The 22781-nt window shown below is 61.8% G+C and carries 22 protein-coding genes and 1 pseudogene; 13 read left to right on the top strand and 10 right to left on the bottom strand.

The genetic code is table 11. The features are described from left to right. Nucleotides 1–206 precede the first annotated feature (206 nt). The 7 genes from hemJ to JX25_RS11190 all read left to right on the top strand — a co-directional run bounded on the left by hemJ (nucleotide 207) and on the right by JX25_RS11190 (nucleotide 7486). Complete coding sequence (gene hemJ / locus JX25_RS11220) at nucleotides 207–644, top strand: protoporphyrinogen oxidase HemJ (protein WP_128255062.1); 438 nt, start codon at nucleotides 207–209, stop codon at nucleotides 642–644. Between the two features lie 125 nt (nucleotides 645–769). Continuing rightward, nucleotides 770–2056, top strand: a complete 1287-nt coding sequence (gene rho / locus JX25_RS11215) for a transcription termination factor Rho (protein ID WP_128255061.1) — start codon at nucleotides 770–772, stop codon at nucleotides 2054–2056. 18 nt (nucleotides 2057–2074) lie between these two features. After that, the gene (gene mnmE / locus JX25_RS11210; RefSeq protein WP_128255060.1) at nucleotides 2075–3346 is read left to right on the top strand and encodes a tRNA uridine-5-carboxymethylaminomethyl(34) synthesis GTPase MnmE; all 1272 of its coding nucleotides are present in this window, start codon (nucleotides 2075–2077) and stop codon (nucleotides 3344–3346) included. An 11-nt stretch (nucleotides 3347–3357) separates the two neighbouring features. Next, entirely contained in the window at nucleotides 3358–5217 is a 1860-nt protein-coding gene (mnmG, locus tag JX25_RS11205) for a tRNA uridine-5-carboxymethylaminomethyl(34) synthesis enzyme MnmG (protein WP_164876117.1), read from the top strand. Between the two features lies 1 nt (nucleotide 5218). Continuing rightward, nucleotides 5219–5809, top strand: a complete 591-nt coding sequence (gene rsmG / locus JX25_RS11200; RefSeq protein ID WP_241557915.1) for a 16S rRNA (guanine(527)-N(7))-methyltransferase RsmG — start codon at nucleotides 5219–5221, stop codon at nucleotides 5807–5809. After that, a complete protein-coding gene (locus JX25_RS11195; protein ID WP_128255057.1) occupies nucleotides 5802–6599 on the top strand; it encodes a ParA family protein in 798 nt (265 codons plus the stop codon). Before rsmG ends, JX25_RS11195 begins: the two co-directional genes overlap by 8 nt. 50 nt (nucleotides 6600–6649) lie before the next feature. Then, entirely contained in the window at nucleotides 6650–7486 is an 837-nt protein-coding gene (locus JX25_RS11190) for a ParB/RepB/Spo0J family partition protein (RefSeq protein ID WP_241557914.1), read from the top strand. On the opposite strand, the gene JX25_RS11185 is transcribed toward JX25_RS11190, so the two are convergent. The 5 genes from JX25_RS11185 to rph are packed head-to-tail and all read right to left on the bottom strand — an operon-like array spanning nucleotide 7473 to nucleotide 10663. Further along, nucleotides 7473–7823 (bottom strand): YbaN family protein, encoded by a 351-nt coding sequence (locus tag JX25_RS11185; RefSeq protein ID WP_128255056.1) that lies wholly within the window; start codon nucleotides 7821–7823, stop codon nucleotides 7473–7475. The two genes, JX25_RS11190 and JX25_RS11185, sit on opposite strands and share 14 nt — an antisense overlap. Further along, nucleotides 7823–8974 carry a radical SAM family heme chaperone HemW gene (hemW, locus tag JX25_RS11180; RefSeq protein WP_128255055.1) on the bottom strand — a complete coding sequence of 384 codons (1152 nt, stop codon included), beginning with the start codon at nucleotides 8972–8974 and terminating at the stop codon, nucleotides 7823–7825. The genes JX25_RS11185 and hemW overlap by 1 nt, the downstream gene beginning before the upstream one ends. A 2-nt stretch (nucleotides 8975–8976) precedes the next feature. Further along, nucleotides 8977–9348: a RidA family protein gene (locus JX25_RS11175; RefSeq protein WP_128255054.1), complete on the bottom strand. Its 372-nt coding sequence runs from the start codon at nucleotides 9346–9348 to the stop codon at nucleotides 8977–8979. Further along, entirely contained in the window at nucleotides 9345–9953 is a 609-nt protein-coding gene (gene rdgB / locus JX25_RS11170) for an RdgB/HAM1 family non-canonical purine NTP pyrophosphatase (protein WP_128255053.1), read from the bottom strand. The genes JX25_RS11175 and rdgB overlap by 4 nt, the downstream gene beginning before the upstream one ends. Further along, a complete protein-coding gene (gene rph / locus JX25_RS11165; RefSeq protein ID WP_128255052.1) occupies nucleotides 9950–10663 on the bottom strand; it encodes a ribonuclease PH in 714 nt (237 codons plus the stop codon). The genes rdgB and rph overlap by 4 nt, the downstream gene beginning before the upstream one ends. A gap of 116 nt (nucleotides 10664–10779) precedes the next feature. On the opposite strand from rph, the gene hrcA reads away from it, so the two are divergent. After that, nucleotides 10780–11838, top strand: a complete 1059-nt coding sequence (hrcA, locus tag JX25_RS11160; protein WP_128255051.1) for a heat-inducible transcriptional repressor HrcA — start codon at nucleotides 10780–10782, stop codon at nucleotides 11836–11838. 3 nt (nucleotides 11839–11841) lie between these two features. Then, nucleotides 11842–12378, top strand: coding sequence for a nucleotide exchange factor GrpE (locus JX25_RS11155; RefSeq protein ID WP_128255050.1), 537 nt, complete (start codon nucleotides 11842–11844; stop codon nucleotides 12376–12378). Nucleotides 12379–12407: 29 nt separating this feature from the next. Here the strand turns inward: JX25_RS11155 and mutS are convergent, their stop codons facing one another. Next, nucleotides 12408–15002: a DNA mismatch repair protein MutS gene (mutS, locus tag JX25_RS11150; RefSeq protein ID WP_128255049.1), complete on the bottom strand. Its 2595-nt coding sequence runs from the start codon at nucleotides 15000–15002 to the stop codon at nucleotides 12408–12410. Nucleotides 15003–15097: 95 nt separating this feature from the next. Between mutS and JX25_RS11145 the strand changes: the two genes are divergently transcribed. Continuing rightward, a complete protein-coding gene (locus tag JX25_RS11145) occupies nucleotides 15098–17356 on the top strand; it encodes an NADP-dependent malic enzyme (RefSeq protein ID WP_128255048.1) in 2259 nt (752 codons plus the stop codon). A gap of 66 nt (nucleotides 17357–17422) precedes the next feature. On the opposite strand, the gene JX25_RS11140 is transcribed toward JX25_RS11145, so the two are convergent. Then, the gene (locus JX25_RS11140) at nucleotides 17423–18646 is read right to left on the bottom strand and encodes an argininosuccinate synthase (protein WP_128255047.1); all 1224 of its coding nucleotides are present in this window, start codon (nucleotides 18644–18646) and stop codon (nucleotides 17423–17425) included. A 113-nt stretch (nucleotides 18647–18759) separates the two neighbouring features. Here JX25_RS11140 and ilvA point away from each other — a divergent pair, with 113 nt between their 5' ends. After that, entirely contained in the window at nucleotides 18760–20007 is a 1248-nt protein-coding gene (ilvA, locus tag JX25_RS11135) for a threonine ammonia-lyase IlvA (RefSeq protein ID WP_128255046.1), read from the top strand. A 10-nt stretch (nucleotides 20008–20017) separates the two neighbouring features. Here the strand turns inward: ilvA and JX25_RS11130 are convergent, their stop codons facing one another. Genes JX25_RS11130 through tsaD form a run of 3 tightly spaced genes read right to left on the bottom strand, consistent with a single transcriptional unit; the run spans nucleotide 20018 to nucleotide 21795 of the window. Continuing rightward, on the bottom strand, nucleotides 20018–20431 hold the full coding sequence (locus JX25_RS11130; RefSeq protein ID WP_128255045.1) for an EVE domain-containing protein: 414 nt from the start codon (nucleotides 20429–20431) through the stop codon (nucleotides 20018–20020). Beyond that, complete coding sequence (locus JX25_RS11125; protein WP_128255044.1) at nucleotides 20431–20703, bottom strand: YciI family protein; 273 nt, start codon at nucleotides 20701–20703, stop codon at nucleotides 20431–20433. The genes JX25_RS11130 and JX25_RS11125 overlap by 1 nt, the downstream gene beginning before the upstream one ends. Nucleotides 20704–20715: 12 nt before the next feature. Beyond that, nucleotides 20716–21795: a tRNA (adenosine(37)-N6)-threonylcarbamoyltransferase complex transferase subunit TsaD gene (gene tsaD, locus JX25_RS11120; RefSeq protein WP_128255043.1), complete on the bottom strand. Its 1080-nt coding sequence runs from the start codon at nucleotides 21793–21795 to the stop codon at nucleotides 20716–20718. A 46-nt stretch (nucleotides 21796–21841) separates the two neighbouring features. Here tsaD and JX25_RS11115 point away from each other — a divergent pair, with 46 nt between their 5' ends. Together JX25_RS11115 and JX25_RS14970 are read left to right on the top strand one after the other, a co-directional pair. After that, the gene (locus JX25_RS11115) at nucleotides 21842–22537 is read left to right on the top strand and encodes a uroporphyrinogen-III synthase (RefSeq protein ID WP_128255042.1); all 696 of its coding nucleotides are present in this window, start codon (nucleotides 21842–21844) and stop codon (nucleotides 22535–22537) included. A 37-nt stretch (nucleotides 22538–22574) separates the two neighbouring features. Further along, nucleotides 22575–22781: pseudogene (locus JX25_RS14970) on the top strand (hypothetical protein); the annotation flags it as partial.

Raw genomic sequence — 22781 nt, 5'->3', positions numbered from 1 at the left:
CATCAGGTTATCCACGATCAACCCCAGTGAAATAAGGGCAATGCAGCGTAATGCCTCGCGGATCGCCCGGATATTCCCCGTAATTTTCCACAGGCAGAGGGCTGCGCTCAAACCCACGGGAAAACAAGCTGGATTCAGTTATCCACCGGGCCTACTACTTAATCATCCTTCTTTCTTTCAATACTTTAAGAAGATATGGGTCGGGCATGTTCGATCTGCTTCTTTCAGCCTATCTCTGGGTCAAGGCGCTTCACGTGATCTCTGTCATCGCGTGGATGGCCGGGCTGTTTTACCTGCCGCGGCTTTACGTTTATCACGCCGAGAATGACGTACCGGAGGAACTGTTCCAGACGATGGAGCGCCGACTGCTGCGGGCGATCATCAATCCTGCGATGATCGCGACATGGGTCTTCGGGCTGTGCCTTGTCTTTACGCCCGGCGTCGTGGACTGGTCGCAGATCTGGCCCTGGACCAAGGGTGCTGCCGTTCTTGCGATGAGCGCGTTCCACGGCTGGCTGGCTGCACGGCGCAAGGATTTCGTACGCGGTGAAAACAAGCTCTCGGGCCGCACCTATCGCATGATGAACGAGCTGCCGACGCTGCTGATGGTGGTGATCGTGATTTCGGTGATCGTCCGGTTCTAGTTGACTCGTGCCGTCACGGTGCTTAAGTGCGAACCCAGCAGGGCCGTCCGGCCTGACGCACTTCTCCGTTTTGACGTGACCGCTGCGAGCCTTTGACGAGGCGTCGCGCCACAAGATTGTTTTCCATGACCGATACGCCCGAAACCATCGAACGCCTTAACCTGTCCGACCTGAAGGCCAAAACGCCGGCTGACCTGCTGGCCATGGCGGAAGAGTGGGAGATCGAGAACGCGCCCTCCATGCGCAAGGGCGAGATGATGTTCCAGCTTCTGAAGGAACATGCCGAGGAAGGTTGGGAAATCGGCGGTGACGGCGTTCTGGAGGTTCTGCAGGACGGTTTCGGGTTTTTGCGCTCTCCGGAGGCCAATTATCTTTCAGGCCCCGACGACATCTATGTCAGCCCTGAGATGATCCGCCAGTATTCGCTGCGGACAGGCGATACAGTTGAGGGCGTGATCAAGGCTCCCAGCGAGAATGAGCGGTATTTCTGCCTGACGCGTGTGCAGAAGATCAACTTCGACACGACGGAGCGGGCACGCCACAAGGTCCATTTCGACAACCTGACGCCGCTTTACCCGGATGAGCGGCTGAAGATGGAGGTCGAGGATCCGACGATCAAGGATCGCTCGGCACGAATCATTGACCTTGTATCGCCAATCGGGAAGGGGCAGCGGGCATTGATCGTTGCACCGCCGCGGACGGGTAAGACGGTTCTTCTGCAGAACATCGCCCATTCGATCGAGACGAATCATCCGGAATGCTACCTGATCGTTCTGCTGATTGATGAACGCCCTGAAGAGGTGACGGACATGCAGCGTTCGGTGAAGGGGGAAGTGGTTTCCTCCACTTTCGACGAACCCGCGACCCGACATGTTGCCGTGGCTGAGATGGTGATCGAGAAGGCAAAGCGCCTTGTGGAACACAAACGCGATGTCGTGATCCTGCTGGATTCGATCACGCGCTTGGGTCGTGCATTCAACACGGTCGTGCCGTCCTCGGGCAAGGTTCTGACGGGCGGTGTGGACGCGAACGCGCTGCAACGTCCCAAGCGCTTCTTCGGCGCCGCCCGGAACATCGAAGAGGGTGGATCGCTGACGATCATCGCGACGGCGCTGATCGATACCGGCAGCCGCATGGACGAGGTAATCTTTGAAGAGTTCAAAGGCACCGGCAACTCGGAGATCGTGCTGGACCGCAAGGTAGCGGACAAGCGTGTCTTCCCGGCGATGGACATCCTCAAGTCCGGTACGCGGAAAGAGGATCTTCTGGTCGACAAGTCCGATCTGCAAAAGACATTCGTGCTTCGGCGTATCCTCAACCCCATGGGAACCACGGATGCGGTCGAGTTCCTGATTTCAAAGTTGAAGCAGACGAAATCCAACGCAGAGTTCTTCGACTCGATGAACACCTGATATATCAAGGGGTTAAGCATGGATACGATCTACGCCCTTGCCAGCGCCCGCGGCCGGGCGGGGGTCTCTGTGCTGCGCATTTCGGGCCCCGAAGCGCACCGGGCGGTTTCATCGCTGGGCGTAAGGTCGCTGCCGCCAATGCGGCAAGCGGCCTTGCGCAAGATTTACGATGAAGATCGCCTTCTGGATGAGGCTCTGATCCTGTTGTTCGGCCGCGGAGCCAGCTTCACAGGTGAAGACGTGGCAGAGCTGCATCTTCACGGAAGTATCGCAACCGTTTCCGCTGTGCTTCGAGTGCTTTCAACGCGGTCGGGCCTGCGTATGGCAGAAGCTGGTGAGTTTACCCGTCGCGCCCTTGAAAACGGATGTCTCGATCTGGCCCAGGTTGAGGGACTCGCGGATCTGATTGACGCTGAAACGGAATCTCAGCGCCGTCAGGCTTTGCGGGTTCTTTCGGGCGCGATTGGCCAGAAGGTCGACGGCTGGCGGCATAACCTTATCCGTGCGGCTGCCTTGATCGAGGCGACGATCGATTTTGCTGATGAAGATGTGCCCGTTGATGTGACGCCAGAGGTAGGCGCGTTGTTGACGCACTTGATCAGCGACCTGAACCAAGAGGTTGAGGGGAGCCATGTTGCGGAACGTATTCGTGACGGCTTTGAAGTGGCAATCATCGGGGCACCTAATGCCGGGAAATCGACCCTTCTGAACGCTTTGGCCGGCCGCGAAGCTGCGATCACTTCAGATATCGCCGGAACAACCCGCGACGTTATCGAAGTTCGCATGGACATGAGCGGTCTCGCCGTGACGCTTCTTGACACGGCGGGCCTTCGTGAGACGGAGGACCGGGTCGAGAAAATTGGCATCTTCCGCGCGATGGATCGTGCCGCACAATGTGATCTGCGGGTGTTTCTGGATGACGGAAGCCCTCTGATGCTGGCTCCGAAGGATGACGACATTGTCGTTCGGGCAAAGGCAGACCTGGTGGGGGAGGGCGTTTCAGGACTGACGGGGCAAGGCGTTGATGTCTTGGTCCAGCAAATTGAGCAACGGCTTTTGAAGCGCAGTTCAGGCTCGGGCACAATTACGAGAGAACGGCATCGTCTGGCGCTCGTGAGTGCAATCAGGGCTATGGAATCAGCGCAGGAAGAGGTAAAAGCAGACTTCCGCGCTGAGGTGGCAGCAGAGCATCTTCGCCACGCCTTGCGAAACCTTGATGTGCTTGTGGGGCGGGTCGACGTGGAAGATCTGCTGGGCGAGATATTCACCAGCTTCTGTATTGGCAAATGAGGATGTTTCACGTGAAACATTATGATGTCGTCGTGATCGGTGGTGGCCATGCAGGCGTCGAGGCCGCAGCGGCCTCCGCACGTATGGGTGCAGCAACGGTGCTTGTTACGCTTTCGCGTAACGACATCGGCGTCATGTCTTGCAATCCGGCCATTGGAGGGTTGGGGAAGGGCCATCTTGTGCGAGAGATTGACGCACTTGATGGCATCATGGCACGTGCAGGGGATGGCGCGGGCATTCAATACCGCCTGTTGAACCGGCGCAAAGGGGCCGCGGTTCAGGGGCCGAGGATTCAGGCGGATCGGAAACTATATCGTCAGTCTGTCCAAGCGCTTGTGAAAGCTACGCGGAATCTCGACGTGCTTGAGGGGGAGGTTGTCGACCTTCTTCAGAATGAAGGCAGAGTTCGTGGCGTGATCTTGGCCGATGGAAGCCAAATTCAGTGCACTGCCGCTATTCTCACCTCGGGCACCTTCCTTAACGGCATCATCCATATCGGTGACGTCCGCCATAAGGGCGGCCGGATGGGGGATCGTCCCTCGGTTCGGCTTGCGCAGAAGCTTGCTGATCTTGGATTGCGTCGGGGACGGCTGAAAACCGGAACTCCACCTCGGCTTGACAGGCGCACGATCGACTGGGCCCAGCTTGATCGCCAGGATGGTGACGATCATCCTGTCATGCTGTCCTTCATGTCCAGCAGCCCGACCGTCCCCCAAGTCTCCTGCGGGATTACCCATACGAATGTGCAGACGCATGAGATCGTTCGGCAGAATCTAGGTCGTTCAGCGATGTATGGCGGGCACATTGAAGGGGTTGGTCCCCGTTACTGCCCGTCCATCGAAGACAAGATTGTCCGTTTCGCGGAGAAGGAGTCACACCAGATCTTCCTCGAACCGGAAGGGCTGGATGATCACACTGTCTATCCCAACGGGATTTCGACCTCGCTTCCGGCTGACGTTCAGGAGGCGTACGTCCGGTCGATCGTCGGCCTTGAAAGCGTGAAGATCAGTCAGCCCGGCTACGCGATTGAATATGACTATTTTGACCCGCGTGAACTGGCCGAGACGCTCGAGCTGAAGGCTGTCCCTGGTCTCTATTTGGCGGGCCAGATCAACGGGACAACTGGCTATGAAGAGGCCGGCGCTCAAGGTCTGGTTGCAGGTTTGAATGCTGCCCTTCATGTTCAAGGCCGCGATGCTGCTGTATTCAGCAGGACCGACAGCTATATCGGCGTTATGATTTCTGACCTGACGGCACGTGGGGTAACCGAACCCTACCGCATGTTCACCTCCCGTGCTGAATTCAGGCTGTCCCTGCGCGCAGACAACGCGGACCAGCGTCTGACACCTATGGGAATCGAGCTTGGGCTTGTTCATCCGGCGCGCGCAGCAGCGTTTGAGGTGAAGCAGCGCGATCTGGCAAGGGGGAAACAGGCGCTCGAGAATGTCCTCGTGACGCCCTCAGAGCTTATCCGCCGCGGGGTTCGAGTGAGCCAAGACGGAAGCAAACGCACTGGTCTTGCCGCGCTTGCGATAGCTGATGTTCCTATGAACATTGTTGACGATCTTGCGCCGGCATTCGCAGAGCTGTCGAATGACCTTCGGCAACAGATTGTAACAGACGCTGTCTATGCCCAATATGCAGGTCGGCAGCAGAATGAAGCTGATAACCTCAAACGGGAAGAGTCGCTGATTATTCCTTCTGACTTCGAGTTTTTACGGCTTCCTGGGCTTTCAGGTGAGCTGGCAACAAAGCTGGACCGGCAGCGACCGGGAAGCATTGCGCGTGCAAAGCTGATCGAGGGAATGACGCCTGCTGCGTTGACGTTGATCATCGCGCGCCTGCGTCGGCTTGAAAAGAAGGCCGTCTAAAGTGGATGTTTCACGTGAAACAACCGATCGCCTGAATCGCTTCAGTGAGCTTGCTCTTAAATGGACACGCGTGATCAACCTGATCTCAAAAACTACCGAAGCAGATATCTGGAAGCGACATATCGAGGACTCGGCCCAGCTATATGATTTGGCCGGGGAGGGCGCGCATTGGGTAGATCTCGGAAGTGGTGGCGGTTTTCCTGGTATCGTCATAGCAATAATCGCGCTGGAAAAGCATCCGGATAGGCGCTTCACTCTTGTGGAGTCGGATCGGCGTAAATGCGCTTTCCTACGGGAGGCGACGCGGCTGTGTAATCTGAAGGTCGATGTCATTTCTGAAAGGATTGAAGCAGTCGCGCCGCTTGGGGGCGACATCCTCTCAGCTCGTGCGCTTGCGCCGCTTGACCATCTGCTCGGTTTCGCTGCACGTCATCGCCAAGGAGATGGTAAGGCCGTTTTTCCGAAAGGTGTCAACTATGCGGAAGAGATTGCCGAAGCTGCAAGAACGTGGCATTTCGATCCTGTAATCCACCCGAGTATCACGGACCCGGCGGGGGTCATCGTGGAGGTAAGGAACTTCTCGCATGTCTGAAGCTACCAGGATCATTGCGATCGCGAACCAGAAGGGTGGGGTGGGTAAAACCACTACGGCGATCAATCTTGCAGCAGCACTTTCCGAACAAGGGCATGCTGTTCTTCTGGTCGATCTGGATCCGCAGGGGAACGCTTCAACAGGTCTTGGTATCGAGCCGGGGGCACGCAGCCTGACGACCTTCGATCTGCTGCTTGAGCGCACACCACTTGAGGACGTAGCCCTTAAGACGTCCGTTGCCAAACTCTTCGTTTGCCCCGCAAATGCTGATCTTTCTTCGGCAGATATGGAGCTTCTGGCGAACGAGAAGAGAAGCGTGCTTTTGCGCGATGCGCTCCGTTCTTCTTCTGCCGATTTGTATGATTACATCCTGATCGACTGCCCGCCGTCGCTAAGCCTTCTGACCATCAATGCGCTGGTGGCTGCGGATTCAGTTCTCGTTCCGTTGCAGGCAGAGTTCTTTGCCTTGGAAGGTCTTTCGCAGTTGATGCTAACGGTCCGCGAAGTGCGTCAGACTGCCAACCCTACGCTGCGTATCGAAGGTGTCGTACTTACGATGTATGACAAGCGTAACAACCTGTCGCAGCTTGTTGAAAACGACGCGCGGCAAACGTTGGGTGAACTTGTTTTCGCAACCATCATCCCACGAAATGTTCGGGTGAGTGAGGCACCCTCTTTCGCTGTACCGGTTCTTGAATATGATACGAGTTCGAAAGGCAGCGAAGCTTATCGTGCCCTTGCGAACGAGATATTGGGACGTCATCGTCAGCAGATGAGGAAAAGCGCGTGATAGAACGCAAGATGGAACGTCGCGGCTTGGGCCGCGGTCTGTCGGCGCTTATGGCCGACATCAACGTCGAAACACCAACCGAGTCGACGTCGCGCCGTGCCGACATGACCCTTCCTGTCGAAAAGATCATTCCGAACCCGAACCAGCCACGACGGGAGTTCGCGCCGGAAGGGCTGGCGGATCTTGCCGCATCCATCCGGCAGAAGGGCGTGATCCAGCCCCTGATCGTGCGGCCGATCGACGGCACGGATACCTATGAAATCGTGGCAGGGGAACGTCGCTGGCGCGCGTCGCAGATGGCGCAACTGCACGACCTTCCAGTTGTTGTTCGGGATTTTGACGATACCGAAGTGCTTGAAGTTGCAATCATCGAAAACATTCAGCGGGCGGACCTGAACCCTATCGAAGAAGCGATGGGGTTCCGCCAATTGATGGATCGTTTTGGGCATACGCAGGAAAAGCTTGCCGAGGGGCTGTCGAAAAGTCGCTCGCACATCGCTAACTTGTTGAGATTGCTTAATCTTCCGGCGGATGTGCAGGAAATGCTGCGCGATGGGCCGCTTTCGGCAGGCCATGCCCGTTCTCTTGTCACATGCGAGGATGCTTCTGCCCTTGCCCGGCAAGTGGTTGAGAAGGGACTTTCCGTCCGCGAGACAGAGAAGTTGGTAAAGGGAACTGCGGAGCGTGCTGCAAAGCCCCGCCTTGGCAAGCCCAGTGACAAGGATGCTGACACTCGCGCGCTTGAGGCGGATCTGAGTGCCCACCTCAAGATGACTGTCCAGATCGACCACCTTGCTGGTGGGGAAAGCGGCGTTCTTTCCATCCGCTACAATACGCTTGAGGATCTGGACAACCTCTGCCGTGTGCTTTCGGCTACTCGGGCCTAGTCCATAGAAACGTGGCCACGACGCACAGGACCAGCGCCTGCACGGCCAGCAGGCGCATGTCCACGTGCAGAAGGGCGGATATCCCCAGGACCGCCAGCATCGACAGGCTGGCTTTCCATTTCACGCGGCGGCTGACGGCCCGCCTTGTGCGCCAGTCATGGATCGGAGGCCCCAACCAACCGTGGTTCAGAAGCCAGCGGTGCCACCGGTCAGATGATCGCGACAGGCAGAACGCGGCAAGCAGCAGGAATGGTGTTGTCGGCAGAAGCGGCAGAACGGCGCCCACCGTGGCAAGGATCAGGGCCAGCCCACCGCCAATCCCCCACAACAGGCGCATCAGGCCGCCAGGGCAGCGATAACGGCGTTCAGCACCACACGTCCCTGTGGCGTCGCCCAAAGGCGCTGACCGTCCGTTTCAACCATCTTCAGGTCCAGCATGTCGCGCAGACCGTTCTCGTTCAGCGGGGCAGGGGAAAGGGCCTGCAGTCGGTGAAGATCCAGTCCCTCAACCAACCGAAGCCCCATGATGAGGTATTCATCTGCCTGTTCACCGGCGGGAACCGCCTCGCGCGGAAGTTCTGCGTGACCGGCTTCTGCCGCATGAAGCCATGCGCCGGGCGCTCTCGGGGCAACAGTTGCCCATCGCGTCCCATCCAACGTCAGCCGTCCATGCGCACCCGGTCCGATGCCCGCATAGTCGCCACCCTGCCAATAGATGCGGTTATGCCTGCTTTCCGCACCGGGACGGGCGTGATTTGAAATTTCGTATGCCGGCATCCCGTGGGCCTCGCAAATCTCTTGTGTCAGCGCATACATGTCGGCGCCCAGATCATCCGAGGGCAAGCCTTTCAGCCCCCCGCGCGCGAGGCGATCCCCAAAAGCAGTCCCGTCCTCAACCGTAAGTTGATACATGGACAGGTGATCAACCGCCATCGTCAGCGCCTCGCGCAGCTCCGCCTCCCACTGTGGCAATGTCTGATCCTGCCGGGCATAAATCAGATCGAAGCTGACGCGGTCGAACGTGGCGCGGGCGATGTCGAATGCCGCCCTTGCCTCGGCCACGGAATGCAGGCGCCCAAGGCGGCGCAGATCGGTATCATTCAGGGCCTGTACGCCCATCGACACCCGGTTGACGCCCGCTTGGGCATAGCCGCGAAACCGGCCTGCCTCAACCGATCCGGGATTGGCCTCAAGCGTGATTTCGATGTCATTGGCTGTGGGCCAAGTGGCACGCACGCGGTCCAGAATGGCATGCACCACATCCGGATCCATCAACGAGGGCGTTCCGCCACCGAAGAAGACCGTGTTCAGCACACGTCCTTCCGTTTCACGGCCAACACGGTCGATCTCGGCCAGATAAGCGGCCTGCCAGCGCTTCTGATCGACCGCAGAGGCGACATGGCTGTTGAAATCGCAATAAGGGCATTTCGACTGGCAGAACGGCCAGTGCAGGTACAGCCCGAACCCGCCGTTCCTCCAATCTTCCATGATCATCCCTTCAGCGCCGTAACCTCGATCTCCACCAGCATCTCGGGGCGGATCAGGCCGGCAACAACCATTGTGGCAGCAGGCCGGATATCGGCAAAAACTTCGCCAAGCGCGGGGATCAGGTCATCCACCAGCGCAGCATCCGTGACCGTGTATTGCACACGCACCACATCGGACATGGCAAAGCCGCCTTCCGCCAACGCCTTTCCGATGGTGGCAAAGCAGTTGCGCGCCTGATCCGCAATCCCTTCAGGCATCACACCATCGGCACCATAACCTGTCGTGCCGGAAACAAAGCACCAGTCGCCTTTCACAACGGCACGGGAATAACCCATCCTGCTTTCGAACGGCGAACCGGAGGAGATCAGTTTCACGAGAAACATCCTTTGACAAGCTTGCGGAACGCATCCGCACGGTGGGAGATTTCGTTCTTCTTTTCGGCAGACATCTCAGCCAATGTGGTGTCGAAGCCATCCGGTTGAAAGATGGGGTCATATCCGTGGCCCTGTGCGCCGCGCATCGGCCAGACGACCTGACCCTCTAGCCGACCGACAAACACCTCGTCATGCCCGTCAGGCCATGCCAGAACCAGCGTGGCGTTGAACTGCGCGGTGCGCGGGAAGGGGGCATTTGCTGCTTCCAGCTTGTTCCACGTCTTTGTCATCGCCATCACGAAATCGCGGCCGTCAGGGGTTTCGGCCCAGTCGGCGGTGTAAACACCGGGTGCGCCGTCCAGCGCATCAATGGTGATGCCGCTGTCATCCGCCAGTGCAGGCAGGCCAGTCGCCTTTGCCGCAGCATGCGCCTTGATGCGCGCATTGCCGACAAAGGTCGTCTCGGTTTCCTCTGGCTCGGGCAGGTTGTGGTCATCATTGCTTTCGACCGTGATGCCATGCGGCGCCAGCAGGGCGCGCATCTCTTCCAGCTTGCCCTTGTTGTGCGTTGCGAAAAGGATGCGGCTGCCGGTGAACGCTCTCATGCCAGCGCCGCCTTCTGCGCGGCCACCAGCGCATCGGTGCCTGCTTCGGCCAGATCCAGCAGCTCGTTCATCTCGGCCCGTGCGAAGGTCGCGCCTTCGGCCGACATCTGCACCTCGATCAGGCGCTTCGATCCGGTCAGAATGAAGTTGCCATCGGTGCCTGCTGCCGAATCCTCGGCATAATCAAGGTCCAGAAGCGGCTGACCGGCATAGATGCCGCAGGACACGGCTGCCACATGGTCGATGATCGGATCGGAAACGATGCTTCCTACCTTCAGCAGCTTGTTCACGGCCAGGCGCAGTGCAACCCACCCACCGGTGATGGAGGCGCAGCGCGTGCCGCCATCGGCTTGGATCACGTCGCAGTCGATCACGATCTGGCGTTCGCCCAAGGCGCTGCGGTCGATGCCTGCGCGCAAGGCCCGTCCGATCAGGCGCTGGATTTCCTGCGTCCGGCCCGAAGGCTTGCCCACCGCGGCTTCACGCCGGTTGCGGCTGGTCGTGGCACGCGGCAGCATCCCGTATTCCGCCGTCACCCAGCCAAGCCCGGTATTGCGCAGAAAGGATGGCGGGCGATCCTCGATCGTGGCCGAACACAGCACATGGGTGTCGCCCATCCGGATCAGGCAGGAGCCTTCGGCATGTTTCATGACGCCGGGTTCGATCACCACATCGCGCATCTGGTTCAGCTGACGGCCGGAGGGACGCATGCAAGGCTCCTTTGTTTGCTGCGCGTCAGATACCGCCGCGACGCCTTGCGATGCAAGCCGCATTGACGTTGCGGGGGTGCAGGCCCTACCTTTCAAGGCCAAGCAGATGGATGCACATGGCCGATACGCAGAAACTTCTGTCCGACATGAACGACCGCTCGCGCGAAGTGTTTCGCCGCGTGGTCGAAGGCTATCTGGACAGCGGCGAGCCTGTTGGCTCGCGCACGCTGACGCGCGTCATGAATGAAAAGATCAGCGCGGCCACCGTCCGCAACGTGATGCAGGATCTGGAATATCTGGGCCTGCTGGACAGCCCGCACATCTCGGCCGGGCGGGTGCCGACGCAGCTTGGCCTGCGGATGTTCGTGGACGGGCTGCTGGAGGTCGGGCAGATTTCCGACGCGGACCGCGACCGCATCGACGCCAGCGGAGAGGACGGCGACGTCGCGACCCTGCTGGACAGGGTGGGCAAAACCCTGTCGGGCATCACGCGCGGGGCCAGTCTTGTGCTTTCCCCCAAGCAGGAAGCCCCGATCCGCCATATCGAATTTGTCAGCCTGGGTGCCGACCGGGCGCTGGTGGTTCTTGTTTTTGCGGACGGGCAGGTCGAGAACCGCGTTTTCGCGCCCCCGCCCGGCCAGACGGCATCATCCATGCGCGAGGCTGCGAACTTCCTGAACGCCTTGGCCGGCGGTCGCACGCTGAGCGAGCTGCGCCAGACCATCGTGCAGGACATGACGCGCCGCCGGCAGGAAATTGACACGCTGGCGCAGGCGCTGGTGGATGCCGGCCTTGCCCTTTGGGAGAATCCGGGCGAACAGTCGGAACGGCTGATCGTGCGCGGTCAGGCGAACCTTCTGGAAGACGATGCGCGCGACGTGGACCGCATCCGCAGCCTTTTCGAGGATCTGGAGATGAAGCGCGACATCGCCGAATATCTGCACCTTGCGGAAACCGGCGACGGAGTGCGCATTTTTATCGGTTCCGAAAACAAGCTTTTCTCACTTTCGGGTTCCTCTCTGGTGGTGTCTCCCTATATGAACGCCGATCGTAAGATCATTGGCGCGGTGGGTGTCATCGGGCCGACGCGGCTGAACTATGGGCGCATCGTGCCGATCGTGGACTATACCGCGCAACTGGTCGGGCGCCTCGTGTCGCAGCGGGGGAAAGGATGAAAGATGACGGACGAACATAAAGACGACATGGCAGAAGCTGCAGAGGTCCTGAGCGCGGACGCCCCCGAACTGGACGAGCTTGAAACGCTGCGGGCAGAGCGGGACGAATATCGTGACCGCTTCATGCGCGCGCTGGCTGATGCCGAAAACGCCCGCAAGCGGGCCGATCGCGACCGCCGCGAGGCCGAGAACTATGGCGGCACGCGTCTGGCGCGTGACCTGCTGCCGGTGCATGACAACCTGCGCCGCGCCCTTGAGGCCGCCAGCGAAGAGCAACGCGCCCAGGCCGCCGCCCTGTTCGAAGGGGTGGAGTTGACCATGCGCGAATTGCTGAACGTGATGGACAAGCACGGCGTGAAGGCAATCTCTCCCAAGGTGGGTGATACCTTCGATCCGCAGCAGCACGAGGCGATGTTTGAAGCGCCGGTTCCGGGCACGGTGGCGGGCCAGATCATCCAGGTGATGACGGAAGGGTTCATGATCCATGACCGCCTGCTGCGGCCGGCGCAGGTGGGGGTATCCTCCACCCCCGCATCCTGATCGTGAAAGGGCGCCACTGGCGCCCTTTTTCAAAGCATGGCACGCAGATCGTACAAAAGCCGCAGGGCGTCCATCGGCGTGATTTCGTCCGGCTGGATCTCCTTCAGGCGTTGTTCCACGTTTGACACTTTGGGCGCGGGTGCGGGCGGGGGCGGTGCGCGGAACAGCGGCAGATCATCGATCAGCGCCTGCTTGCGGTTGCCCTCGCGATCGCCCGACTCCAGCGCCTCCAGCACCGCCTTGGCGCGATCGATCACCGCAGGGGGCAGACCTGCCAGCCGCGCAACCTGCACGCCATAGGATCGGTCGGCCGCGCCCTTCTTCACTTCGTGCAGGAAGATCACGTCGCCATTCCATTCGCGCACGCTGACGGTGGCATTGTCCACCCCCGCCAGCTTTTGCGACAGGGCCGTCATCTCGTGATAATGCGTGGCGAAGAGGGCACGGCAGCGGTTGGTGTCATGCAGGTGTTCCAACGTGGCCCAGGCGATCGACAAGCCGTCATAGGTGGCGGTGCCGCGCCCGATTTCGTCCAGAATGACCAGCGCACGGTCATCGGCCTGATTGAGGATGGCGGCCGTTTCCACCATCTCCACCATGAAGGTGGACCGGCCGCGGGCCAGATCGTCCGCAGCCCCCACGCGGCTGAAAAGCTGGCTGACCAGCCCCACATGTGCCGACCTGGCCGGAACGAAACTGCCCGCCTGTGCTAGCAGGGCGATCAGGGCGTTCTGTCGCAGGAAGGTCGACTTGCCGGCCATGTTCGGCCCGGTCAGCAGCCAGATCGCGGGCGTTGCATCACCTGTCAGGGCGCAGTCATTGGCAACGAAGGCTTCGCCTTTCCGGCGCAGCGCCCGTTCCACCACCGGATGGCGGCCCTGTTCCACATGGAACGCGCGGCTGTTGTCGATCCTCGGCTCCACCCAATCCTCGGCTGCGGCCAGATCGGCAAGGGCGGCGGCAACATCCAGCACGGCCAGCGCCCGCGCGGCGGTGCCGATCGCGGCGGCATGGCGCAGGATCTCGGCTCGGAGCGAGGCGAAATGCCGCCGTTCAAGTTCCAGCGCATGGTTGCCCGCATTCAGGATGCGCGTTTCCAGTTCCGAAAGCTGCACCGTCGTAAAGCGGATCTGGTTGGCGGTGGTCTGGCGATGGATGAAACCGGCATTGCGCAGCGTCGCCTCATGCGTGGCGGTCACCTCGATGAAGTATCCCAGCACGTTGTTGTGCTTGATCTTCAGGCTCTGCACGCCCGTCGCGTCGATGTATTCGGCCTGCATCCGCGCGATGACGCCGCGCCCTTCGTCCCGAAGGCGGCGCGTTTCATCCAGCTCCGCGTCAAAGCCGGGGGCGATGAAGCCGCCGTCCCGCGCCAGAAGGGGCGGTTCGGCCTCCAGCGCGCGATCCAGATGTGCGACCAGATCGTCATGGCCGGCCAGCGCCTCCAGCGCATCGGACAGATGCGGCGGGGCGAAGGGCAGGGCGATCCGTCCCGCCTGTTCCAGCCCGTTCCGGATGGCGGCTATGTCGCGCGGGCCGGCCCGATCCAGTGCCAGCCGTTGCAGCGCACGGTCCATATCCGGCACGCGCCGCAAGGCATCGCGCAGGGTTTCGCGCGCACGGCCGTCCAGAAGAAAGCGAACCCCCTCCAGCCGTGCATGGATGGTGGCAAGATCGCAAGAAGGTGCGGAAAGCCGTCGTTCCAGCAGCCGCGCGCCGGGCGCGGTCACCGTTCTGTCCATCGCCGCCAGAAGCGATCCATCCCGCCCGCCCGACAGTGCCTGCGAAATCTCAAGGTTTCGCCGCGTCGCGGCATCTATCTGCATGGCCGCGCCGGGTGTTTCCCGCACCGGCGGGCGCAGAAGGGGCAGCTTGCCGCGCTGGGTCAGGTCCAGATAATCCACCACCGCGCCGATGGCGGCCACCTCGCAGCGCCCGAACATGCCGAACGCTTCCAGCGATCCCACCTGCCACAGATCACGCAGCCGCTTTTCCGCCGAGGCGCTGTCGAAGCTTGCTTTGGCCAGCGGGGTCACCGCCGTATCAAGGTCCGCCAGAAGCGGGACCAGATCGGCCTCCTGCGTCTCGCTCACGAGAACCTCGCGCGGGGCAAGGCGGGCAAGCTCGGGCAGCAGGCGCGGAAGGGGGCAGGGCATCACCCGCAATTCGCCCGTGGAGATGTCGGTCCACGCCAGCGCGCCCTCGTCGCGGATGCGGGCATAGGCGACAAGGAAATTGTGCCGCCGTGCTTCCAGCAGGGCATCCTCGGTCAGGGTGCCGGGGGTGACCAGCCGAACAACCTCGCGCCGGACCACGGATTTGGACCCGCGCTTCTTGGCTTCGGCCGGATCTTCCATCTGTTCGGCGATGGCCACACGGAAGCCCTTGCGGATCAGCCCCAGAAGATAGCCTTCGGCGGAATGGGCGGGCACCCCGCACATGGCGATATCCTCGCCCAGATGCTTGCCGCGCTTGGTCAGCGCGATGTCCAGCGCCTCGGCGGCCAAAATGGCATCGTCGAAGAACATCTCATAGAAATCGCCCATGCGGTAGAACAGAAGCGCCGCCGGGTGCTGCGCCTTGATCTCCAGATATTGCGCCATCATGGGCGTGGGCTCGGTCATCGCGTCCTCCTTGGGTCGGGTCCCGTCATACGACGCGTGGGCGGTTGCCGCAACGCAGGCGGGGCGATATGCACGGGCCTGAAAGGGGAACCGACATGTCCAAGACCAAGATCACGCCCGAGGAGGCGCTTGCCTATCACCTGGAACCGACGCCGGGAAAATACGACATCGTCGCCTCCACCCCTATGGCAACGCAGCGCGACCTGTCGCTGGCCTATTCCCCCGGCGTGGCGGTTCCCGTGCAGGCGATCGCCGATAATCCCGAAGCGGCCTATGATTATACCGTGAAGGGCAACATGGTGGCCGTCATCTCCAACGGCACCGCGATCCTTGGCATGGGCAACCTTGGCGCGCTGGCCTCCAAGCCGGTCATGGAAGGCAAGGCGGTGCTGTTCAAGCGCTTCGCCGACGTGAACGCCATCGATATCGAACTGGATACCGAAGACCCGGACGAGATCATCAAGGCCGTGTCCCTGATGGGCCCCACCTTCGGCGGCATCAACCTTGAAGACATCAAGGCGCCCGAATGCTTCATCATCGAACAGCGCCTGAAGGAAATCATGGACATCCCCGTGTTCCATGACGACCAGCACGGCACGGCGGTGATCTGTGCCGCCGGCCTGATCAACGCGCTGTCCATCTCGGGCAAGAAGATCGAGGATGTGCGGATCGTGCTGAACGGCGCGGGCGCCGCGGGCATCGCCTGCCTTGAACTGCTGAAGTCGATGGGCGCCAAGCACGACAACTGCATCATGTGCGACACCAAGGGCGTGATCTATGCCGGTCGGACGGAAGGCATGAACCAGTGGAAGTCGGCCCACGCCGCCAACACGCCCCTGCGCACGCTGGCCGAGGCGATGGACGGCGCGGACGTTTTCCTTGGCGTCTCGGCCAAGGGCGCGGTCACGCAGGACATGGTGCGGTCCATGGCCCCGAACCCCGTCATCTTCGCAATGGCCAACCCCGATCCGGAGATCACGCCCGAAGAAGCCCATGCCGTGCGCGAGGATGCGATCGTGGCCACGGGGCGTTCGGATTATCCGAACCAGGTGAACAACGTCCTCGGCTTTCCCTACCTGTTCCGCGGTGCGCTGGACATCCACGCCCGTGCCATCAACGACGAGATGAAGATCGCCTGCGCCGAGGCGCTTGCGAAACTCGCCCGTGAGGATGTGCCGGACGAAGTGGCCATTGCTTATGGCCGTGAGCTGACCTTCGGGCGCGACTATATCATCCCGACCCCGTTCGACCCGCGCCTGATCCACGTGGTGCCGCCGATGGTGGCGAAAGCGGGCATGAAGACCGGCGTTGCCCGTCGACCGATCGAGGACATGGCCGCCTATGAACTGGCGCTGAAGTCGCGGATGGACCCGACTGCATCCATTCTGCAGGGCGTTCATGCCCGCGCGAAATCGGCGCAAGCCCGGATGATCTTCGCCGAGGGCGACGATCCCCGCGTTCTGCGCGCCGCCGTCGCCTATCAGCGCGCGGGCCTTGGTCATGCGCTGGTCGTGGGGCGCGAGGCGGACGTGGCCGAGAAGCTGGAAGCTGCAGGCCTTGCAGATGCCGTATCGGAGCTGGAGGTGGTGAACGCCGCCAACTCGCCGCATCTGGATGCCTACAAGGACTTCCTGTATCGCCGCTTGCAACGCCAAGGCTTCGATGCGCATGACATCCGGCGGCTGGTCGGGCGTGACCGCCACGTGTTTTCAGCGCTGATGCTGGCGCATGGCCATGGCGACGGCCTGGTTACGGGGGCCACGCGCAAATCGGCGCATGTGCTGAACGCGATCAACCACGTTTTCGATGCAAAGCCCGGCGACGGTGCTGCCGGCGTGACGGCGCTGCTGCACAATGGTCGCATCCTGCTGGTCGCCGACACGCTGGTTCATGAATGGCCCGAAGCCGAGGATCTGGCCACCATCGCAGAGCGCGCCGCAGGCGTCGCCCGTGATCTGGGTCTTGTTCCACGTGTGGCCTTTGTTTCCTTCTCCACCTTCGGCTCCCCCCGGTCCGAGCGGGCGCTGAAACTGGCAGAAGCTCCGAAGGTTCTGGAAGCGCGCGGCGTCGATTTCGAGTTCGACGGAGAGATGACGGTCGACGTTGCCCTGAACCCCGCACAGCAGAAGGCTTATCCATTCTGCCGCCTGACCGGACCGGCCAACATCCTTGTCGTTCCCGCGCGGCACTCCGCCTCCATCTCTGTCAAGATGATGCAGGAAATGGCGGGGGCGACCGTGATCGGTCCGATCCTTACGGGCGTGGAAAAGCCGATCCAGCTCTGCTCCACCTCATCGTCCGTGAACGACATCCTGAACATGGCGGCGATGGCGGCCTGCAAGATCGGGGAATAAGAAAAAAGGGGCGTCGCAAGACGCCCCTTTTCAACCAAGGGAAAGCGGCCAACTGGCCGCCTTTTCTTATTTTACCCGCGCGTTGCGCGTGGCCAGAAGCTTCAAACGCAGCGCGTTCAGGCGGATGAAGCCTGCTGCGTCCTTCTGGTCGTAAGCACCGGCGTCATCTTCGAACGTCACATGCGCTTCGGAATAAAGCGAATGGTCGGACCAGCGGCCCACGCAGGTGGCAAGGCCCTTGTAAAGCTTCAAGCGTACAGTTCCCGTCACGTGTTCCTGCGACTTGTCGATCAGGGCCTGCAGCATCTCCCGCTCGGGCGAGAACCAGAACCCGTTATAGATCAGCTCGGCATAACGCGGCATCAGGCTGTCCTTCAGGTGGCCTGCACCCGAATCCAGCGTGATCTGTTCGATCCCGCGATGCGCTTCCAGAAGCACGGTGCCGCCGGGGGTTTCATAAATGCCGCGGGATTTCATCCCGACGAAGCGGTTTTCCACGAAGTCCAGACGGCCGATGCCGTGCTTGCCGCCAAGCTCGTTCAGCTTGGTCAGGATCGTGGCCGGCGACATCGCCTCGCCGTTGATCGCGATGGCGTCACCCTTTTCGAACGACACCTCGATGAATTCGGGCGCGTCGGGCGCATCCTCGGGATTCACGGTGCGTTGATAAACGTAATCGGGCGCAGCCTCGGCCGGGTTTTCCAGCGCCTTGCCTTCCGAGGACGTGTGCAGCAGGTTCGCATCCACGCTGAACGGCGCTTCGCCGCGCTTGTCCTTGGCGATCGGGATCTGGTTCGCCTCGGCAAACTCCAGCAGCTTGGTGCGGCTGGTCAGGTCCCATTCGCGCCACGGCGCGATGACCTTGATCTCGGGGTTCAGGGCATAGGCCGACAGCTCGAACCGGACCTGATCGTTGCCCTTGCCGGTCGCGCCATGCGCCACGGCATCGGCGCCCACCTCGCGCGCGATCTCCACCAGCCGCTTGGAGATCAGCGGCCGCGCGATGGAGGTCCCCAGCAGGTACAGGCCTTCATAAAGGGCATTGGCGCGGAACATCGGGAAAACGAAATCGCGCACGAACTCTTCGCGCACGTCTTCGATGAAGATGTTCTCGGGCTTGATGCCCAGAAGCTCCGCCTTCTTGCGCGCAGGCTCCAGCTCCTCGCCCTGGCCCAGATCGGCGGTGAAGGTCACCACCTCGCAGCCATACTCGGTTTGCAGCCATTTGAGGATGATGGACGTGTCCAGACCGCCGGAATAGGCAAGGACGACTTTCTTGGGCGCGGGCATGGGCAGGCTCCGGGAACATGAACGTTGGTTCGCGATAAAGGCTTTGTGCTTGCGAAACAAGGCCGCAGATTCCACTTGAACGGTTGGGGCGGGCCCGCCTAGTGTCGCCCATCATGACCAATTTTTGCACCGCCGCCCGCACCGCCACCGCCGCGCTTCGCGACCTGTTCCCGCCGACACCGCTTCAGCGCAACGATTTCCTGTCGGCCCGTTTCGGGGCGGATATCTGGCTGAAGCGCGAGGATCTTTCCCCCGTGCGCAGTTTCAAGCTGCGCGGTGCCTTCAACGCCATGCGCAAGGTGCGCGAACGCCATCCCGAACAAACGCGCTTCGTGTGCGCCAGTGCGGGCAATCACGCGCAGGGAATGGCCTATTCCTGCCGCCACTTCGGTGTGAAGGGCACGATCTTCATGCCCATCACCACGCCCCAGCAGAAGATCGACAAGACCCGCACCTTCGGGGGGGAGTGGGTGGAGGTTGTGCTGACCGGTGATTATTTCGACCGGACGCTGGCAGCGGCCAAGGCGTGGTGCGAAGCCGAGGGCGCACATTTCCTTGCCCCCTTCGACGATGACGACGTGATCGAGGGGCAGGCTTCGGTCGCGGTGGAAATGCTGGACCAGCTTGGCCGCGCCCCCGACATGGTGCTGCTGTCGGTTGGCGGCGGCGGGCTTGCCGCGGGCGTATCCACCTATCTGCGGGCCGAGGCACCGGACACGCAGTTCCGCTTCGTCGAACCGCAAGGGGGTGCCAGCCTTCGCGCCGCCCTTCTGGCGGGGCGCCCGATGCCGCTGGACACCGTTGACAGTTTCGTTGACGGGGCGGCAGTGGCGCGGATCGGCGACGCACCCTTCCGGGCGCTGTCATGGGCCTTCCCCGATCAGGTGCTTCTTGCGCCCGAGGATCGGATCTGCGTCACCATGGTGGAGATGTTGAACATCGAGGGCGTCGTTCTGGAACCGGCTGGCGCCATGCCCGTCAGCGCGCTGACGGATCTTGGCCCTGCGATCCGCGGCAAAACGGTTGTTTGCGTCGTTTCCGGCGGCAACTTCGATTTCGAACGTCTGCCTGAAGTGAAAGAGCGTGCCCAACGCTATACCGGCCTGAAGAAATACCTGCTGCTGCGCCTGCCGCAGCGGCCCGGCGCCCTGCGCGATTTCCTGCAGCTTCTGGGCCCCGAGGATGACGTTGCGCGGTTCGAATACCTGAAGAAGTCCGCCCGCAACTTCGGCTCCATCCTGATCGGGATCGAAACGCGGTCGCCGGAGAACTTCCCCCGCCTTTTCGCAAAGATGGAGGAAGAGGGGTTTGCCTTCCGCGACATCACGCAGGACGCGCTGCTGAGCGAATACCTGATCTGACGGGGCGGGGTTAAAGCCCCGCCATCCGGCAGACGATCTCCCACTCCTCATCGCGCACCGGCTGCACCGACATGCGCGAGTTCCTGACCAGCACCATATCGGCCAGTTCCGGTGCGGACTTCACATCCTCCAGCTTCACCGGATTGGGCACAGGCTGGACAGCCCTGATCATCACGCAATCCCACCGTGGATCATCGGCGGTGCTGTCGGGCTGGCTTTCGCGGCACACCTCGACGATGCCCACGATCTCTTTTCCGATGTTCGAGTGATAGAAGAAGCCGCGATCGCCCACCTTCATCGCGCGCATGTTGTTGCGCGCCTGATAGTTGCGGACCCCGCCCCATTCCTCGCCCTCGTCACCCTTGGCAACCTGCTGGTCCCAGCTCCATGCATCGGGTTCGGATTTGAACAGCCAGTAGGCCATCAGCCGATCACCTTCTTCCACGCGTTCACCTCGACCTGCGCGAAGAGGCCTGCCTTGGCATAAGGATCCGCCTTGGCCCATGCGTGGGCATCTTCCATGCTGTCCACGTTCAGGATGATAAGCGATCCGCACATCTCTCCCGCATCGTTCAGGAAGGGGCCGGCAAATTCCACCACGCCCGTGCGGGCCACGTAATCCAGATGGGCTTCGCGGTTGCCCATGCGCAGATCAAGAGAATCCGGTTTGTCGCGGCAAATCAGGGCAGCATACATTGTCTTGTCCTTTCAGGCTTTGGCACCCTTGCGGCCTGCGCCGACAAGGGGGATGGCATCACGGTCCAGCGGCCAGCGGGGGCGGGCGGTCAGGTCCATTCCGTCGCGTCCGCCAAGGCGGAACCGCTCGATCCCTGCAAAGGCGATCATGGCGGCATTGTCGGTGCAAAGGCGCAAGGGCGGCGCAATGAATTCGGCCCCCGCGGCGGCCGCCACATCCTGAAGGCGCGACCGGATCAGCGAATTTGCCGCAACGCCCCCCGCCACCGCAAGGGCAGGGCGCGAGGGTGCCTCGGCCATGTAAAGCGCCATCGCGCGGCGGGTCTTTTCGGCCAGCACATCCGCCACAGCCTGCTGGAAGGCGGCGCAAAGATCGGCGCGATCCTGGCGATAAAGCCCGCCTTGCGCCGCCACCAGCTTGTCACGTTCCCGCAGCAGGGCCGTTTTCAGGCCAGAAAAGCTCATGTCGCAGCCGGGGCGGTCCAGAAGCGGGCGGGGCAGGGCGAAACGTGCGGGATCCCCGCCCTCCGCCTCACGGCTGACTTGGGGGCCGCCAGGCTGCGGCAGGCCCAGAAGCTTTGCCGTCTTGTCGAACGCTTCCCCCGGTGCATCGTCGATCGATCCGCCAAGGCGGGTGAAGTCCTCCGGCCCCCGCGCGATCAGGAACTGGCAATGCCCGCCCGAGATGAGGAGCATCAGATACGGAAACTCCAGCCCGTCCGTCAGCCGCGGCGTCAACGCGTGGCCTGCAAGATGGTTCACACCCACAAGCGGCAGCCCCGTTGCGGCCGCCAGTCCCTTGGCCAGCATCACCCCCGAAAGCACGCCGCCGATCAGCCCCGGCCCTGCGGTCACGGCGATCCCGTCCAGATCGGCAAGGCGGGTATCCGCCTGATCCAGCGCGCGTTCCACGCAGACATCCAGACGTTCCGCATGCGCACGCGCGGCGATCTCGGGCACGACGCCGCCAAAGGCCGCATGAAGCGCGACCTGCCCCTCCACCACGGAAGAAAGGATCGTTCCGTCGGCGCGCACCACGGCGGCGGCGGTATCGTCGCAGCTGCTTTCGATGCCCAGAAAGGTAAGAGTCATGGCATGCCGGTTGAAGGAAGGTTCGGGCAGATGTAACCTGCGCATTATGCCCCCGCAATCCTTCGCGACCGTTCTGCTGACACGCCCGTCCGAAGGCAGCACCCGCTTTGCCGCAATGCTGGAGGGGCCGGTGATCCTTTCCCCCCTTCTGGAACCGCGCATCCTGCCTGCCGATCTGCCGCCGGCGTCCAGCCTGATCTTCACATCCCCCACGGCCGTCCGGGCCGCTGGAAGCCCCCCTGCAACCCATGCATGGTGCGTTGGCGACCGGACCGCTGCCGTGGCGCGGCAGGCAGGCTATGCCGCCAGATCCGCCGCGGGCGATGCCGAGGCGCTGTTTCGCGCCATCCTTGCCAGCAAAGAGGTGGGGCCGCTGCTGCACCTGCGCGGGCGCGAAAGCAAAGGCGATCTGGCGCGGCGCCTGACCGAAGCCGGCATTCCCACGGCAGAGGCTGTTGTTTACGAAATGGTGCCCCGGCCGTTGACGGAAGAAGCGCGGCAGGCGCTTCGGGGGACAAGCCCGATTGTGGTGCCGCTTTTTTCCCCCGCATCGGCCCGGCGCTTCATGGCCGAAGCGCCGGACGCTGCGGCACCCTTGCGCTTTGCTTGCCTGAGCGATGCCGTGGCGCATGTTCTTCCAAACGATGCGATGGCGGCAACCGCTGCCCGCCCGGATGCGCAGGCGATGTGCGACCTTGTCACACTGTTGCAGAGGCTTGAGACCTTACCGACTGAGAACTAGGTTCAACTTTAACGCAGCACATCGCGAAAGGCACGGCATGGCAAACGAAGACACCCGCCCCGAGACTCAAGAGCCCGAGGTCAGGGATGTCCCCGCCACCGAGGCCCAGCCGGTCCCTCCGCAGGAAACGCCCGAAGAGCCGCCGAAACCCGCCGATAAAGACACGGCATCGCAGGGCCGCTCGGTCCTTCTGCCGCTGATTCTGGGGGGCATCATCGCCGCGGTGATCGGCTTTGGCGCCGCG

It is taken from the genome of Falsirhodobacter deserti, from assembly GCF_004015795.1.
Lineage (GTDB): Bacteria > Pseudomonadota > Alphaproteobacteria > Rhodobacterales > Rhodobacteraceae > Falsirhodobacter > Falsirhodobacter deserti.
The sequence above is the reverse complement of the archived record's forward strand: the minus strand, read 5'-3'. Positions and strand labels throughout refer to the sequence as shown.

Excerpts from the sequence above, each read along its gene's own strand:
- hemJ (WP_128255062.1), top strand. The coding sequence starts at position 207 with ATGTTCGATCTGCTTCTTTCAGCCTATCTCTGGGTCAAGGCGCTTCAC.
- rho (WP_128255061.1), top strand. The coding sequence starts at position 770 with ATGACCGATACGCCCGAAACCATCGAACGCCTTAACCTGTCCGACCTG.
- mnmE (WP_128255060.1), top strand. The coding sequence starts at position 2,075 with ATGGATACGATCTACGCCCTTGCCAGCGCCCGCGGCCGGGCGGGGGTC.
- JX25_RS11195 (WP_128255057.1), top strand. The coding sequence starts at position 5,802 with ATGTCTGAAGCTACCAGGATCATTGCGATCGCGAACCAGAAGGGTGGG.
- JX25_RS11190 (WP_241557914.1), top strand. The coding sequence starts at position 6,650 with ATGGCCGACATCAACGTCGAAACACCAACCGAGTCGACGTCGCGCCGT.
- JX25_RS11185 (WP_128255056.1), bottom strand. The coding sequence starts at position 7,823 with ATGCGCCTGTTGTGGGGGATTGGCGGTGGGCTGGCCCTGATCCTTGCC.
- hemW (WP_128255055.1), bottom strand. The coding sequence starts at position 8,974 with ATGGAAGATTGGAGGAACGGCGGGTTCGGGCTGTACCTGCACTGGCCG.
- rdgB (WP_128255053.1), bottom strand. The coding sequence starts at position 9,953 with ATGAGAGCGTTCACCGGCAGCCGCATCCTTTTCGCAACGCACAACAAG.
- rph (WP_128255052.1), bottom strand. The coding sequence starts at position 10,663 with ATGCGTCCCTCCGGCCGTCAGCTGAACCAGATGCGCGATGTGGTGATC.
- hrcA (WP_128255051.1), top strand. The coding sequence starts at position 10,780 with ATGGCCGATACGCAGAAACTTCTGTCCGACATGAACGACCGCTCGCGC.
- JX25_RS11155 (WP_128255050.1), top strand. The coding sequence starts at position 11,842 with ATGACGGACGAACATAAAGACGACATGGCAGAAGCTGCAGAGGTCCTG.
- mutS (WP_128255049.1), bottom strand. The coding sequence starts at position 15,002 with ATGACCGAGCCCACGCCCATGATGGCGCAATATCTGGAGATCAAGGCG.
- JX25_RS11145 (WP_128255048.1), top strand. The coding sequence starts at position 15,098 with ATGTCCAAGACCAAGATCACGCCCGAGGAGGCGCTTGCCTATCACCTG.
- JX25_RS11140 (WP_128255047.1), bottom strand. The coding sequence starts at position 18,646 with ATGCCCGCGCCCAAGAAAGTCGTCCTTGCCTATTCCGGCGGTCTGGAC.
- ilvA (WP_128255046.1), top strand. The coding sequence starts at position 18,760 with ATGACCAATTTTTGCACCGCCGCCCGCACCGCCACCGCCGCGCTTCGC.
- JX25_RS11130 (WP_128255045.1), bottom strand. The coding sequence starts at position 20,431 with ATGGCCTACTGGCTGTTCAAATCCGAACCCGATGCATGGAGCTGGGAC.
- JX25_RS11125 (WP_128255044.1), bottom strand. The coding sequence starts at position 20,703 with ATGTATGCTGCCCTGATTTGCCGCGACAAACCGGATTCTCTTGATCTG.
- tsaD (WP_128255043.1), bottom strand. The coding sequence starts at position 21,795 with ATGACTCTTACCTTTCTGGGCATCGAAAGCAGCTGCGACGATACCGCC.
- JX25_RS11115 (WP_128255042.1), top strand. The coding sequence starts at position 21,842 with ATGCCCCCGCAATCCTTCGCGACCGTTCTGCTGACACGCCCGTCCGAA.